Annotated in this window: 11 protein-coding genes; 8 read left to right on the forward strand and 3 right to left on the reverse strand. The window is 55.4% G+C overall.

The features are described from left to right. Positions 1 to 99: 99 nt before the first annotated feature. On the forward strand, positions 100 to 2,652 hold the full coding sequence (gene mrcA / locus F384_RS18445) for a peptidoglycan glycosyltransferase/peptidoglycan DD-transpeptidase MrcA (RefSeq protein ID WP_046491327.1): 2,553 nt from the start codon (positions 100 to 102) through the stop codon (positions 2,650 to 2,652). Between the two features lie 88 nt (positions 2,653 to 2,740). On the opposite strand, the gene nudE is transcribed toward mrcA, so the two are convergent. Next, positions 2,741 to 3,301, reverse strand: a complete 561-nt coding sequence (gene nudE / locus F384_RS18450; RefSeq protein WP_046491328.1) for an ADP compounds hydrolase NudE — start codon at positions 3,299 to 3,301, stop codon at positions 2,741 to 2,743. 324 nt (positions 3,302 to 3,625) lie between these two features. Between nudE and igaA the strand changes: the two genes are divergently transcribed. The 5 genes from igaA to pckA all read left to right on the forward strand — a co-directional run bounded on the left by igaA (position 3,626) and on the right by pckA (position 9,800). Beyond that, entirely contained in the window at positions 3,626 to 5,758 is a 2,133-nt protein-coding gene (igaA, locus tag F384_RS18455; RefSeq protein ID WP_046491331.1) for an intracellular growth attenuator protein IgaA, read from the forward strand. A gap of 65 nt (positions 5,759 to 5,823) precedes the next feature. Then, positions 5,824 to 6,492 (forward strand): GMP/IMP nucleotidase, encoded by a 669-nt coding sequence (gene yrfG / locus F384_RS18460; RefSeq protein WP_046491333.1) that lies wholly within the window; start codon positions 5,824 to 5,826, stop codon positions 6,490 to 6,492. Between the two features lie 10 nt (positions 6,493 to 6,502). Beyond that, entirely contained in the window at positions 6,503 to 6,904 is a 402-nt protein-coding gene (hslR, locus tag F384_RS18465) for a ribosome-associated heat shock protein Hsp15 (RefSeq protein ID WP_046491335.1), read from the forward strand. Between the two features lie 24 nt (positions 6,905 to 6,928). Beyond that, a complete protein-coding gene (gene hslO, locus F384_RS18470; RefSeq protein WP_046491336.1) occupies positions 6,929 to 7,807 on the forward strand; it encodes an Hsp33 family molecular chaperone HslO in 879 nt (292 codons plus the stop codon). Positions 7,808 to 8,180: 373 nt separating this feature from the next. Then, positions 8,181 to 9,800 carry a phosphoenolpyruvate carboxykinase (ATP) gene (pckA, locus tag F384_RS18475; RefSeq protein ID WP_046491338.1) on the forward strand — a complete coding sequence of 540 codons (1,620 nt, stop codon included), beginning with the start codon at positions 8,181 to 8,183 and terminating at the stop codon, positions 9,798 to 9,800. Positions 9,801 to 9,915: 115 nt separating this feature from the next. Here the strand turns inward: pckA and envZ are convergent, their stop codons facing one another. Both envZ and ompR read right to left on the reverse strand, forming a co-directional pair. Beyond that, entirely contained in the window at positions 9,916 to 11,268 is a 1,353-nt protein-coding gene (gene envZ / locus F384_RS18480) for a two-component system sensor histidine kinase EnvZ (protein WP_046491340.1), read from the reverse strand. After that, positions 11,265 to 11,984 carry a two-component system response regulator OmpR gene (gene ompR / locus F384_RS18485; RefSeq protein WP_001157751.1) on the reverse strand — a complete coding sequence of 240 codons (720 nt, stop codon included), beginning with the start codon at positions 11,982 to 11,984 and terminating at the stop codon, positions 11,265 to 11,267. The genes envZ and ompR overlap by 4 nt, the downstream gene beginning before the upstream one ends. A 226-nt stretch (positions 11,985 to 12,210) precedes the next feature. Here ompR and greB point away from each other — a divergent pair, with 226 nt between their 5' ends. Together greB and F384_RS18495 are read left to right on the forward strand one after the other, a co-directional pair. Further along, positions 12,211 to 12,684, forward strand: a complete 474-nt coding sequence (greB, locus tag F384_RS18490) for a transcription elongation factor GreB (RefSeq protein ID WP_046491504.1) — start codon at positions 12,211 to 12,213, stop codon at positions 12,682 to 12,684. A gap of 98 nt (positions 12,685 to 12,782) precedes the next feature. Then, complete coding sequence (locus F384_RS18495) at positions 12,783 to 15,101, forward strand: Tex family protein (RefSeq protein ID WP_046491506.1); 2,319 nt, start codon at positions 12,783 to 12,785, stop codon at positions 15,099 to 15,101. Positions 15,102 to 15,128: the final 27 nt, after the last annotated feature.

Consider the following 15,128-nt stretch of genomic DNA (forward strand, 5'->3'; position numbering starts at 1 on the left):
CCGTCGCTCTCGCGGGTATATCAATGCGTCTGGCTTGCCTTTATACTACCGCGCGGTTGTTTATAAACTGCCCAAATGAAACTAAATGGGAAATCTCCGGTGAAGTTCGTAAAGTATTTATTGATCCTTGCAGTATGTTGCATCCTGCTGGGAGCAGGCTCGATTTATGGCCTCTATCGCTATATTGAGCCACAGTTACCTGACGTCGCGACGCTTAAAGATGTGCGTTTGCAGATCCCGATGCAGGTTTACAGCGCAGATGGCGAGCTCATCGCGCAATATGGTGAGAAACGTCGTATTCCGGTGACGCTCAGTCAGATCCCGCCGGAAATGGTTAAAGCCTTTATCGCCACAGAAGACAGTCGCTTCTATGAGCACCACGGCGTTGATCCGGTGGGGATCTTCCGTGCGGCCAGCGTCGCGCTGTTCTCCGGCCACGCCTCTCAGGGCGCGAGTACCATCACGCAGCAGCTTGCGAGAAACTTCTTCCTCAGCCCCGAACGCACGCTGATGCGTAAGATTAAGGAAGTGTTCCTGGCGATCCGCATTGAGCAACTGCTGAGCAAAGATGAGATCCTCGAACTCTACCTGAACAAGATCTATCTCGGTTACCGCGCCTATGGCGTCGGAGCGGCGGCACAGGTCTATTTCGGTAAATCCGTCGACCAGCTTGATCTGGGTGAGATCGCGGTGATTGCCGGGCTGCCGAAAGCGCCGTCCACCTTTAACCCGCTCTATTCGATGGACCGTGCGATCGCACGCCGCAACGTGGTGCTGTCGCGTATGCTGAGCGAAGGGTATATCACCCAGGCGCAGTATGATCAGGCGCGTAATGAGCCGATCGACGCCAACTATCATGCGCCAGAAATCGCCTTCTCCGCCCCGTATCTGTCAGAGATGGTGCGTCAGGAGATGTACAGCCGTTACGGCGAAAACGCCTATGAAGACGGTTATCGCATTTACACCACCATTACCCGCAAAGTGCAGCAGGCTGCGCAACAGGCGGTACGTAATAACGTGCTGGACTACGACATGCGCCACGGCTATCGCGGCCCGGCCAATGTGCTGTGGAAAGTGGGTGAAACCGCGTGGGACAGTAAGAAAATCACCGATACGCTGAAAGCGCTGCCAACCTACGGGCCGCTGTTGCCTGCGGTGATCACCAGTGCTAATCCGCAGGAAGCGACGGCGACGCTGGCAGATGGCACGTCGGTCTCTCTGCGAATGGATGGCATTCGTTGGGCGCGTCCTTATCGCTCAGATACCCAGCAGGGTCCGACGCCGCGTAAAGTGACTGACGCGGTACAGACCGGTCAGCAGATCTGGGTACGGAAGATGGGCGACGCCTGGTGGCTGGCGCAGGTCCCGGATGTGAACTCCGCGCTGGTCTCTATCAATCCGAAAAACGGGGCCGTGCTGGCGCTGGTCGGCGGCTTTGACTTTAATCAGAGCAAGTTCAACCGTGCCACCCAGGCACTGCGTCAGGTCGGTTCTAACATTAAGCCGTTCCTCTACACCGCCGCGATGGATAAAGGTCTGACGCTGGCGAGCATGCTGAACGACGTGCCCATCTCCCGCTGGGATGCCGGTGCCGGTTCCGACTGGCGTCCGAAGAACTCGCCACCGCAGTACGCCGGTCCGATTCGTTTACGTCAGGGGCTGGGTGAATCGAAAAACGTGGTGATGGTACGCGCCATGCGAGCAATGGGCGTGGACTACGCGGCGGAATATCTGCAACGTTTCGGCTTCCCGGCACAAAACATTGTGCACACCGAATCCCTGGCGCTGGGCTCCGCGTCCTTTACCCCGTTACAGGTGGCGCGCGGTTATGCGGTGATGTCGAACGGTGGCTTCCTGGTCGACCCGTATTTCATCAGCAAGATTGAAACAGACCAGAACGGCGTGATTTTCGAAGCGAAGCCGAAGATTGCCTGTCCGGAATGCGATATCCCGGTGATTTACGGTGATACGCAGAAATCCAACGTTCTGGAAAACAGCAATGTGGAAGATGTCGCCATTTCTGGTGAACAGCAAAACGCTGCCGTGCCAATGCCCAAACTGGAGCAGGCAAATCAGGCGTTAGTGGCACAAACCGGGGCGCAAGAGTATGCACCGCATGTGATCAACACGCCGCTGGCCTTCCTGATTAAAAGCGCGTTGAACACCAACATTTTCGGCGAATCCGGCTGGATGGGCACCGGTTGGCGTGCGGGTCGCGATCTGAATCGACATGATATCGGCGGAAAAACCGGAACGACCAACAGCTCGAAAGACGCCTGGTTCTCCGGCTACGGTCCGGGGGTAGTCACCTCCGTGTGGATTGGGTTTGACGATCACCGCCGTGATCTGGGACGCACCACCGCCTCTGGCGCGATCAAAGATCAGATCTCCGGCTACGAAGGCGGCGCGAAGAGTGCGCAACCCGCATGGGATGCCTACATGAAAGCGGTGCTGGAAGGGGTTCCTGAAGAGCCGCTGACACCGCCACCGGGTATCGTCACGGTCAATATCGATCGCAGTACCGGGCAACTGGCGAATGGCGGTAACAGCCGTGCAGAATATTTCATCGAAGGCACCCAGCCGACACAGCAGGCGGTGCATGAGGTGGGGACGGCCATCATTGACGGTGGCGAGACACACGAACTGTTCTAAATAAAAAAGGCGCTGCGGCGCCTTTTTTACTGCTGGTATTATCGCCGGATGGCGGCTACGCCTTATCCGGCCTACACCGCTATTTGCCCTACAACCGTCCCTGCCCTTTCAACCATTCACGCACGAGGAACAATGCGCTCACGTTTCGCGCTTCGGTGAAATCGGGGTCTTCCAGCAAATCCATCAGATGCGCCAGCGGCCAGCGCACCTGTGGCAGCGGCTCTGGCTCATCGCCTTCCAGCGACTCGGGATAAAGATCTTCAGCCACCACAATATTCATCTTGCTGGAGAAGTAAGACGGCGCCATGCTGAGTTTTTTCAAAAAGGTCAGATCGTTTGCCCCAAAGCCGACCTCTTCTTTCAGTTCCCGGTTCGCCGCTTCAAACACGCTTTCGCCGGGGTCGATCAACCCTTTGGAAAAGCCCAGCTCATAGGACTCCGTTCCCACTGCGTATTCACGAATCAGGATCAGATTACCGTCGACAATCGGCACAATCATTACCGCTTCACGGGTAGAGGGACGCATCCGCTCATAGACGCGACGCACGCCGTTGCTGAATTCGAGGTCCACGCTTTCAACACTAAATAGCCGCGACTGCGCGACCGTTTCGACGTTCAGAATGGTGGGTTTTTGTAATGATTTGCTCATCGTGAGAATCTATGCCGTGAAATCAGTCGTTATTGTGCGATACGCAACACGGTTTCGGCAATGCGAATTGCCGGTTATTTACATTTATGTAACCTAATAAAAATAAAATTCCTATTTCAAATTAAAAGTCAATAGGTTGAAATAGGTCCAGGAATTTGCTGATATTCCGCTTTTGCAGGTTTTGCTATCATCTGCATTCACTGGGATGCGCTGAAAAATGCTCAAGTTCAACTCCATGCTTGCCGATAGCCAACCACGGAATCACGTTTATTGTGACAGGGTGCGACTGACCACGCCTGACAGATTAAGTAAGATGGGGAAAGCATGAGCACCATTGTGATTTTTTTAGCGGCGTTGCTGGTCTGCTCATTGCTGACCTGGTGGCGACTTAACGTCCGGGCCAGACGGCGTAAACTGCCGTGGACGACCGCGTTCTCAGAGGCGGCGACGCGCAAGCTCACGCCGGAAGAGCGCAGCGCCGTTGAAAATTATCTTGAAAGCCTGAGTCAAATCCAGCGGGTGCCCGGTCCGACGGGTGCCAGCGCGGCACCGGTTTCCCTGACGCTGAATGCTGAAAGCAATAGCGTCATCATTCTGACCCACTCAATCACTCGCTACGGCATCACCACAGACGATCCGAATAAGTGGCGCTACTACCTCGATTCCGTTGAGGTTCACCTGCCGCCATTCTGGGAACAGTACATTAATGATGAAAACAGCGTTGAACTGATCCACACCGACACGCTGCCGCTGGTGATCTCACTGAATGGTCACTCCCTGCAAGAGTATATGCAGGAGGCGCGCGGTTACGCGCTGCAGCCTACCACGTCCACACAGGCGTCGATTCGCGGTGAAGAAAGCGAGCAGATTGAGCTGTTGAATATTCGTCAGGAGACGCATGAAGAGTATGCGCTCAGTCGCCCGGCCGGTTTTCGCGAAGCGCTGCTGATCGTCGCCGCCTTCCTGTTGTTCTTTTTCTGTCTGGTGACGCCGGACGTCTTTGTACCGTGGATGGTGGGTGGAGCCGTGCTGTTGCTGGCAGCAGGATTGTGGGGGCTATTCGCTCCGCCGTCGAAAACGGCGCTGCGTGAAATTCACTGTCTGCGTGGAACGCCGCGCCGCTGGGGACTGTTTGGCGAAAATGACCAGGAGCAGATAAACAATATCTCGCTGGGGATTATCGACCTGGTTTATCCCACTCACTGGCAGCCTTACATCGCGCAGGATCTCGGTCAGCAAACGGATATTGATATTTATCTCGATCGCCACGTTGTGCGTCAGGGACGGTTTTTATCCCTGCATGACGAGGTGAGAAACTTCCCGCTGCAACACTGGGTGCGCAGCACGATTATCGCCGGAGGTTCACTGCTGGTGCTGGTCATGCTGCTGTTCTGGATCCCGCTCGATATGCCGATTAAGTTCACGCTGTCGTGGATGAAGGGCGCACAAACCATCGAAGCGACCAGCGTAAAACAGCTCGAACAATCAGGTGTACGCGTCGGCGACACGCTGAACCTTCGCGGTACGGGCATGTGTAATATTCATGCGCAGGGCACCTGGAGCGCACAAACCAGTTCACCGTTTATGCCGTTTGACTGCTCGCAAATCATCTGGAATGACGCCCCCGCGCTGCCGTTGCCGGAATCCGATCTGGTGAACAAAGCCACCGCGCTCTCGCAGGCCGTTAACCGTCAGTTGCATCCAAAGCCGGAAGAGGACTCCCGCGTCAGTGCCGCCTTGCGTTCCGCCATTCAGAAGTCTGGCATGGTGTTGTTAGATGACTTTGGCGATATCGTCCTGAAAACTGCTGATTTGTGCGCGGCAGAAGATGAATGCGTACGCCTCAAAAATGCGCTGGTCAACCTGGGGAACAGCAAAGACTGGAGTGCGCTGGTGAAACGTGCCAACGCAGGCAAACTGGACGGCGTTAACGTTCTGCTGCGTCCTGTCAGCGCAGAATCGCTCGACAATCTGGTCACCACCTCGACCGCGCCCTTTATTACCCGCGAAACGGCCCGCGCCGCCCAGTCGTTGAACAGCCCCGCCCCCGGTGGATTCCTGATCGTCAGCGATGAAGGCAGCGATCTGGTCGATCAACCCTGGCCGACCGTATCGCTGTATGACTACCCGGCGCAGGAGCAGTGGAGTGCCTTCCAGCGACTGGCGCAAATGTTGATGAACACGCCGTTTAGCGCCGAAGGGATTGTTACCAATATTTATACTGACGCCAATGGCACACAGCATATCGGCCTGCATCGCATTCCCGATCGTTCCGGTTTGTGGCGTTACCTCGGCACCACGCTGCTGATGCTGACGATGCTGGCCTGCGCACTCTATAATGGCGTACAGGCCTTCCGCCGCTATCAGCGCCATCGCACCCGTCTGATGGAGATTCAGCAGTACTATGAAAGCTGCCTGAATCCGAAGCTCATCAGCTCTCCGGAAAGCCTCATCTGATAACATGTCTGCGGCACCGGGTGTGCTACCCTGTGCCGCATCGCGTTTTATTCTGGAGAGTTCCCATGCATATTGATATTGCCTGGCAGAACGTGGATACCGTTCTGTTAGACATGGACGGCACGCTGCTCGATCTGGCGTTTGATAACTACTTCTGGCAAAAACTGGTGCCTGAAACCTATGGGGCACAGAACGGGATCTCACCACAGGAAGCGCAGGATCGTATCCGTCAGGAATATCATGCCGTGCAGCATACGCTAAACTGGTACTGTCTTGATTACTGGAGCGATCGTCTGGGTCTGGATATCTGCGCGATGACCACGGCAATGGGGCCGCGTGCCGTGTTGCGTGATGATACGGTCCCCTTTTTAGATGCGCTAAAAGCCTGCGGCAAGCGGCGGATTCTGCTCACTAACGCGCATCCGCATAATCTGGCCGTGAAGCTGGAGCATACCGGTCTGGCCTCGCACCTTGATTTATTACTTTCTACCCACACATTTGGATATCCCAAAGAGGATCAGCGGTTATGGCGCGCCGTGGCGGAAGAGACGGGAATGCGTGCAGAGAAAACGCTGTTTATCGACGACAGCGAACCCATTCTCGACGCTGCCGCGAAGTTTGGTATTCGTTATTGCCTCGGCGTGACTAACCCCGACTCTGGCGTTGCGGAAAAACAGTATGCGCGCCATCCGTCACTGAATGACTACCGTCGACTGATCCCCTCACTGATGTGAAGGAGACGCCATGAAAGAGAAGCCCTCTGTTGAGGTCAGACTGGATAAATGGCTGTGGGCTGCGCGGTTTTATAAAACCCGCGCGCTGGCCCGCGAAATGGTGGACGGCGGAAAAGTTCACTACAACGGACAGCGCAGCAAGCCGAGCAAGATCGTCGAACTGAACGCCACGCTAACGCTGCGTCAGGGCAATGACGAGCGCACGGTGGTGATCAAAGCGATCACCGAGCAGCGTCGCCCGGCCAGCGAAGCCGTCACTCTCTATGAAGAGACGACGGAAAGCGTAGCAAAACGCGAAAAAATGGCGCTGGCACGTAAGCTTAACGCCCTGACCATGCCGCACCCGGACAGGCGACCGGACAAAAAAGAACGCCGCGACCTGTTACGATTTAAACACGGCGACAGTGAGTAACTGTCACCCGCAAGAGAGATGATTATGCCGCAACATGACCAATTACACCGCTATCTGTTTGAAAACTTTGCCGTGCGCGGCGAGCTGGTAACCGTATCGGAAACCCTGCAACAGATCCTCGAAAACCATACGTATCCGCAGCCCGTGAAAACCGTGCTGGCTGAGTTGCTGGTCGCCACCAGCCTGCTCACGGCGACGCTGAAGTTCGCCGGTGACATTACCGTTCAGCTCCAGGGTGATGGTCCGCTGAGCCTTGCGGTGATCAACGGCAACAACAATCAGCAGATGCGCGGCGTGGCGCGTGTTCAGGGCGAGATCCCGGAAGATGCAGACCTGAAAACTCTGGTCGGTAATGGTTATCTGGTGATTACCATTACGCCGGAAGAAGGCGAACGTTATCAGGGCGTTGTCGGACTGGAAGGCGATACGCTGGCGGCATGTCTGGAAGATTACTTCATGCGTTCAGAGCAGTTACCGACCCGTCTGTTCATTCGTACTGGCGAAGTCGACGGGAAAGCCGCTGCGGGCGGGATGCTGCTGCAGGTGATGCCGGCACAAGATGCGCAGACGGATGACTTTACTCATCTGGCCACGCTGACCGAAACCATCAAGTCTGAAGAGTTGCTGACCCTGCCAGCCAACGAGGTGCTGTGGCGTCTGTATCACGAAGAAGAGGTCACCCTGTACGATCCGCAGGACGTTGAGTTCAAATGCACCTGCTCACGCGAGCGCTGTGCCGGCGCGCTGAAAACGTTACCGGACGAAGAAGTGGACAGCATTCTGGCGGAAGAAGGCGAAATCGATATGCATTGCGACTACTGTGGGAGTCACTACCTGTTCAATGCCATGGATATTGCCGAGATCCGCAATAACGCCTCCCCTGCCGATCCGCAGGTTCACTGATCGACATCCTGAACCGGTCGGACGACGCAATGCGTCTCCGACCGTCCGCACAATATTCCGCACTTTTTGCTAAAATTTTCTTTCGTGGTGAATCGATATTTTGCATGTAAGCGTTTTGTTAATTTTCCACATGAATGCGATTACACTCACAACATCCCCGTGAAAAATACTAATTTTTAACCTTTTGGGAACATTTTCCACAACTAAAAAATCATTCCTGCCATAATAAGCCCCGCTTCGTGACTGGAGTCACAGAGTTTTCAGTCAATCGTGATTTTGTCCAGATAAGTAAATCTATGAGCCTTGTCGCGGTTAACACCCCAAAAAAGACCTTATTATTTCAGGTAATACATATTGGCTAAGGAGCAGTGATATGCGCGTGAAACGATTAACCCCGCAAGATCTCAAGGCTTATGGTATCAGCGACGTTCAGGATATCGTTTACAACCCAAGCTATGAAACCCTTTACCAGGAAGAGCTAGACCCAAGCCTGGAAGGTTACGAGCGTGGTGTGTTGACGAACCTGGGTGCCGTTGCAGTTGATACCGGTATTTTCACCGGACGTTCGCCGAAGGATAAGTACATTGTTCGTGATGACACCACGCGTGACACGCTGTGGTGGTCTGACAAAGGAAAAGGCAAGAACGACAACAAACCGCTGTCCCAGGAAACCTGGCAGCACCTGAAAGGGCTAGTGACCAAACAACTTTCCGGTAAACGTCTGTTTATCGTTGACGCTTTCTGTGGCGCGAACGCCGACACCCGCCTTTCTGTCCGCTTCATTACTGAAGTGGCGTGGCAGGCTCATTTCGTGAAGAACATGTTTATTCGCCCGAGCGATGACGAACTGGAAGGTTTTGAACCTGACTTTATCGTGATGAACGGCGCGAAATGCACGAACCCACAGTGGAAAGAGCAGGGTCTGAACTCCGAAAACTTCGTCGCTTTCAACCTGACCGAGCGTATCCAGTTGATTGGTGGTACCTGGTACGGCGGCGAAATGAAGAAAGGTATGTTCTCGGTGATGAACTATCTGCTGCCGTTGAAGGGCATTGCATCAATGCACTGTTCTGCCAACGTGGGTGAGAAAGGCGACGTTGCTGTGTTCTTCGGTCTTTCCGGCACCGGAAAAACCACCCTCTCCACCGATCCGAAACGTCGTCTGATCGGCGATGACGAGCACGGCTGGGACGATGACGGCGTGTTCAACTTTGAAGGCGGCTGCTACGCAAAAACGATCAAGCTGTCGAAAGAAGCGGAACCGGAAATCTATAACGCCATCCGTCGTGATGCGCTGTTAGAAAACGTCACCGTTCGCGGCGATGGGACTATCGATTTTGATGACGGTTCGAAAACCGAGAACACTCGCGTTTCTTATCCTATCTACCACATCGAAAACATCGTTAAGCCGGTTTCCAAAGCCGGTCATGCCACGAAGGTGATCTTCCTGACCGCAGACGCCTTTGGCGTGCTGCCGCCGGTTTCTCGCCTGACAGCCAACCAGACGCAGTACCACTTCCTGTCTGGCTTCACGGCCAAACTGGCCGGTACTGAGCGCGGTGTCACCGAGCCAACGCCAACCTTCTCCGCCTGCTTCGGCGCAGCATTCCTGTCGCTGCACCCGACGCAGTATGCAGAAGTCCTGGTGAAACGTATGCAGGCCGCAGGTGCACAGGCTTACCTGGTCAACACCGGCTGGAACGGTACGGGCAAACGTATCTCCATCAAAGATACCCGCGCCATTATCGACGCCATCCTGAACGGTTCTCTGGACGATGCGGAAACCTTCAATCTGCCGATGTTTGATCTGGCGATCCCGACCGAGTTGCCGGGTGTGGATACTCATATCCTCGACCCGCGTAACACCTACGGCTCTCCTGAACAGTGGCAGGAAAAAGCCAACGCACTGGCGAAACTGTTCATTGAGAACTTCGAGAAATACACGGATACGCCAGCAGGCGAAGCGCTGGTCAGCGCCGGACCGAAGCTGTAAGTCGAATGAGCCGGATGGCGGCATAAGGCCTGGCGCAACACAAACGTAGGCCTGATAAGCGCAGCGCCATCAGGCGATTCAGAAAAACAAAGGGAGGCATTTCGCCTCCCTTTTTTTACGTCTCTTTTGTGGTTCCCTGGACGCGAACCACAGGAACCGGTAGCCAGGCGCGGATGGAGAGCCCACCCCGCTCACTGGTACCAATTTCCAGCATGCCGTTATGGGCATCGATGATACGCTGCACAATCGCCAACCCTAACCCGGTACCGCTGGTGCTGCGCGCGCTGTCCCCGCGCACAAACGGCTGGAACAGGTGTTTACGCTGTTCAGGCTTAATGCCGGGGCCATCATCCTCCACCTGGAACCACGCACGATGAGGTTCTGTCCCGCTGCTGACTTTGATCCATCCGTTGCCATAACGCGCCGCGTTAACCACCATGTTGGCTACTGCGCGCTTGATGGACAGCGGGTGCATTTTCACCTGAATGCTGCCCGGCTGTAGCGCCGTGTCAATTTCACGCTCATAGCCGCTTTCTGCCGCCACCACTTCACCCAGCACAGCGTTAAGATCGGCCATCTCCATCGGCATCTCCTGTCCGGTACGCAGATAGTCGATGAACTGCTCAATGATCGCGTTGCACTCTTCAATATCTTTGTTGATAGACTCCGCCAGATAACCGTCCTCTTCGCCCATCATCTCCGTCGCCAGACGAATGCGCGTCAGCGGCGTACGAAGATCGTGACTGACCCCTGCCATCAGCAGCGTTCGGTCATCCGCCAACTGCTTCACCCCGGCCGCCATATGGTTGAAGGCTCGGGTCACCGAGCGCACCTCAGACGCGCCATACTCACGCAGCGGCGGCGGAATAATGCCTTTCCCCACCTGCAACGCGGCATGTTCAAGATCCACAAGGGGTCGGTTTTGTATACGAATAAACAGCCACGCCCCCCCTATCGCCAGAAGCATAATGGCCAGCGTATAGCGGAACAGCGGGGAGAAGTCGCCCTGATGAATTTCCGTTAACGGAACACGTACCCAGATATTGGGCGACAGCCAGGTTTTCAGCCAGACGACCGGCGAGCTTTTGTTGACCTCAACGCGCACTTCCGTCGGGCCGCCCAGCTGCTGCGCCATCTGATGGCTTAAGAATTCATAGTGTTGCGCCCAACGTAGCCCAGCCTCTTCGGCGGCTTCGTTGGAATAGAGAGAAATCCCCAACTCACGGTAAATTTCCCGACGAAAAGCGGGAGGCACCACCAGTTGCGTGCCGTCCTCCAGTTGCAGTTTATCGGTCATCAGCATACGCACTTCGTAGGCCAGGACCTTATTAAACTGCTGGAGACTCGGCAGAATCGCAAAGTTCAGCACCACCAGATAGGTCGTCACCAGGCTGACAAACAGCAGAGTGACGATGAGCAACAGCGTGCGGGCGAATGAACTTCGTGGCGAGAAGCGCATTCGCCTCATGCTTTAGAACCGTCCGGCACGAAGACGTAGCCCAGACCCCATACGGTCTGAATGTAACGCGGATGCGCGGGATCTTCTTCGACCATACGACGCAGACGGGAAATCTGTACGTCGATGGAACGTTCCATCGCGGAATACTCACGGCCACGCGCCAGGTTCATCAGCTTGTCACGGGACAACGGCTCACGCGGATGGCTTACCAGCGCTTTCAGCACGGCAAATTCACCACTGGTGAGCGGCATCGGCTCATCTTCGCGGAACATTTCACGCGTTCCGAGGTTCAGTTTGAACTTACCAAAGGCAATGACGGCCTCTTCCTGAGAAGGCGCGCCCGGCAGTTCATTCGCCTGACGACGCAGCACCGCGCGAATACGCGCCAGCAGCTCGCGTGGGTTAAACGGTTTCGGGATATAGTCATCGGCGCCGATTTCCAGGCCGACAATGCGGTCAACTTCTTCCCCTTTCGCCGTGACCATGATGATCGGCATCGGGTTACTTTGGCTGCGCAGACGACGGCAAATAGACAGGCCATCTTCACCCGGCAGCATCAGATCCAGTACCATAAGGTGGAAAGATTCACGGGTTAGCAAACGATCCATTTGCTCGGCGTTAGCGACGCTTCGAACCTGGAAGCCCTGCTCAGTCAGATAACGCTCCAGCAGCGCGCGCAGGCGCATGTCGTCATCGACCACCAGAATTTTATAGTTCTCTTGCATTGTTTGTACTCCCAAAGGTTCGCAACAATTGAAGGTATGTATTCTTAAAAAAGCTTACGTTCGCCACCAGCGAATTCTGGTATGAATTCCAGGCTAAATTGTTACAAAGCATATTTAACAGCAGCTTAAGTATACAATGAAACGCGCAGCGCATTATTTATTCTGTTAGCAGGGTGACGTAATACGAATTGTGCGTATCGTCACAGACTTAAAGGTAATCAATAAGATGAAAACGCCTCTGATCACCCGGGAAGGGTATGAAAAACTCAAAAGCGAGCTCAATTACCTCTGGCGTGAAGAACGCCCGGAAGTCACAAAGAAGGTGACCTGGGCGGCGAGTCTGGGTGACCGCAGCGAGAATGCCGACTACCAGTATAATAAAAAGCGGCTACGTGAGATCGACCGACGCGTCCGTTATCTGACCAAATGCATGGAGAATTTGAAGATTGTCGATTACTCCCCGCAGCAGGAAGGCAAAGTGTTTTTCGGCGCATGGGTAGAAATTGAGAATGACGATGGCGACATCCGCCGTTTTCGGATTGTCGGCTACGATGAAATTTTCGGCCGCAAAGATTACATCTCCATCGACTCGCCGATGGCGCGCGCGCTACTGAAAAAAGAGGTCGGCGATCTCGCAGTGGTCAACACGCCAGGTGGGGAAGCGAGCTGGTACGTGAACGCGATCGAATACATAAAATGAGCAGGAACAATCCGAAGCCCCGCTCTATGGCTGGCGTTTTTGCCCGTCAATCCGTATAACTGTTCCCTGATTTTTTACTCAGTAGATGAAGCCAATCCATGATGAATGATTCTTTCTGCCGCATTATTGCGGGTGAAATTCAGGCCCGGGCTGACCAGGTCACCGCGGCCGTTCGCCTGCTTGACGAAGGGAACACCGTGCCGTTTATCGCACGTTACCGTAAGGAAATCACCGGCGGTCTGGACGATACGCAACTGCGTAATCTGGAGACCCGACTGGGCTATTTGCGTGAACTGGAAGAGCGCCGTCAGGCCATTCTCAAGTCCATTTCCGAGCAAGGCAAACTGACCGATGAGCTGGCCAACGCCATCAACGGCACGTTAAGTAAGACCGAGCTCGAAGACCTTTATCTCCCGTATAAACCCAAACGCCGCACCCGTGGACAGATAGCGATTGAAGCCGGTCTCGAACCGCTGGCCGACCTGCTGTGGAACGAGCCGTCACACGATCCGGAAACCGAAGCCGCCAAATTTATCAACGCTGACAACGGCGTGGCGGACACGAAAGCCGCCCTCGATGGCGCGCGCTATATCCTGATGGAACGCTTTGCAGAAGACGCCGCGCTGCTGGCGAAGGTGCGTGAGTATTTGTGGAAAAATGCCCATCTGGTTGCCAGCGTGATCGGCGGCAAGGAAGAAGAAGGCGCGAAGTTCCGCGACTACTTCGATCATCATGAGCCGATCGCATCCGTGCCTTCTCACCGTGCACTGGCAATGTTCCGGGGTCGTAATGAAGGCGTGTTGCAGCTTTCGCTGAATGCCGATCCGCAGTTTGATGAGCCGCCGAAAGAGAGCCACTGCGAACAGATCATTATGGATCACCTCGGCCTGCGCCTGAACAACGCGCCGGCTGACAGCTGGCGTAAAGGCGTGGTGAGCTGGACCTGGCGTATCAAGGTGTTGATGCACCTCGAAACAGAGCTGATGGGAACCGTCCGCGAACGCGCGGAAGACGAAGCGATCAACGTATTCGCCCGTAACCTGCACGACCTGCTGATGGCGGCACCGGCGGGTCTGCGCGCCACCATGGGCCTCGATCCGGGTTTGCGTACCGGCGTGAAGGTTGCGGTGGTGGATGGCACCGGTAAGCTGGTCGCCACTGATACCATCTATCCCCACACCGGTCAGGCAGCGAAAGCGGCCATGGTGGTGGCGGCGTTATGTGAAAAGTACAACGTGGAGCTGGTGGCGATTGGTAACGGCACCGCCTCGCGCGAAACCGAGCGATTCTTCCTCGACGTACAAAAGCAGTTCCCGAAAGTGACCGCGCAGAAAGTGATCGTCAGCGAAGCCGGGGCGTCAGTCTATTCCGCGTCGGAACTGGCGGCTCTGGAGTTCCCGGACCTCGACGTCTCACTACGTGGCGCGGTCTCCATTGCGCGCCGTTTGCAGGATCCGCTTGCTGAGCTGGTGAAAATCGATCCGAAATCGATCGGGGTGGGTCAGTATCAGCATGATGTCAGCCAGACGCAGTTAGCCCGTAAGCTGGATGCGGTGGTGGAAGACTGCGTGAACGCCGTCGGCGTTGACCTGAACACGGCGTCAGTTCCGCTGTTAACTCGCGTGGCCGGTCTGACCCGCATGATGGCGCAGAATATCGTGTCCTGGCGCGATGAGAACGGTCAGTTCCAGAATCGTCAGCAACTGCTGAAAGTCAGCCGTCTGGGGCCGAAAGCCTTCGAACAATGTGCGGGCTTCCTGCGTATTAACCACGGCGATAACCCGCTGGATGCTTCCACGGTTCACCCGGAAGCGTATCCGGTCGTAGAACGTATTCTGGCGGCGACGCAACAGGCCCTGAAAGACCTGATGGGCAACAGCAGCGAACTGCGCAATCTGAAAGCCGTCGACTTCACCGACGACAAGTTTGGTGTCCCGACCGTCAGTGACATCATCAAAGAGCTGGAGAAACCGGGGCGCGATCCGCGTCCGGAGTTCAAAACCGCGCAGTTTGCCGATGGTGTGGAAACCATGAACGATCTGCAGCCGGGGATGATTCTCGAAGGCGCGGTCACCAACGTCACCAACTTTGGCGCGTTTGTGGATATCGGCGTTCACCAGGATGGTCTGGTCCACATCTCATCGCTGTCGAACAAGTTCGTCGACGATCCGCACACCGTGGTGAAAGCAGGCGATATCGTGAAGGTGAAAGTGCTGGAAGTTGACCTGCAGCGTAAACGTATTGCCCTGACGATGCGCCTGGACGAACAGCCGGGTGAAACCCATGCCCGTCGCGGCGGCGGCGGAAACGACCGTCCGGCAGCGAAAGCGGCAAAACCGCGTGGTCGTGAAGCGCAACCCGCAGGCAACAGCGCGATGATGGATGCGCTGGCGGCAGCAATGGGTAAAAAACGTTAAGTCTGGATGAAGCGCCGGATGGCGGTG

It is taken from the genome of Citrobacter amalonaticus Y19 (genome assembly GCF_000981805.1).
Classification (GTDB): domain Bacteria; phylum Pseudomonadota; class Gammaproteobacteria; order Enterobacterales; family Enterobacteriaceae; genus Citrobacter_A; species Citrobacter_A amalonaticus_C.

Coding starts and splice junctions, on each gene's coding strand:
- nudE (WP_046491328.1), bottom strand. CDS start 3,301: ATGAGCAAATCATTACAAAAACCCACCATTCTGAACGTCGAAACGGTC.
- igaA (WP_046491331.1), top strand. CDS start 3,626: ATGAGCACCATTGTGATTTTTTTAGCGGCGTTGCTGGTCTGCTCATTG.
- yrfG (WP_046491333.1), top strand. CDS start 5,824: ATGCATATTGATATTGCCTGGCAGAACGTGGATACCGTTCTGTTAGAC.
- hslR (WP_046491335.1), top strand. CDS start 6,503: ATGAAAGAGAAGCCCTCTGTTGAGGTCAGACTGGATAAATGGCTGTGG.
- hslO (WP_046491336.1), top strand. CDS start 6,929: ATGCCGCAACATGACCAATTACACCGCTATCTGTTTGAAAACTTTGCC.
- pckA (WP_046491338.1), top strand. CDS start 8,181: ATGCGCGTGAAACGATTAACCCCGCAAGATCTCAAGGCTTATGGTATC.
- envZ (WP_046491340.1), bottom strand. CDS start 11,268: ATGAGGCGAATGCGCTTCTCGCCACGAAGTTCATTCGCCCGCACGCTG.
- ompR (WP_001157751.1), bottom strand. CDS start 11,984: ATGCAAGAGAACTATAAAATTCTGGTGGTCGATGACGACATGCGCCTG.
- greB (WP_046491504.1), top strand. CDS start 12,211: ATGAAAACGCCTCTGATCACCCGGGAAGGGTATGAAAAACTCAAAAGC.
- F384_RS18495 (WP_046491506.1), top strand. CDS start 12,783: ATGATGAATGATTCTTTCTGCCGCATTATTGCGGGTGAAATTCAGGCC.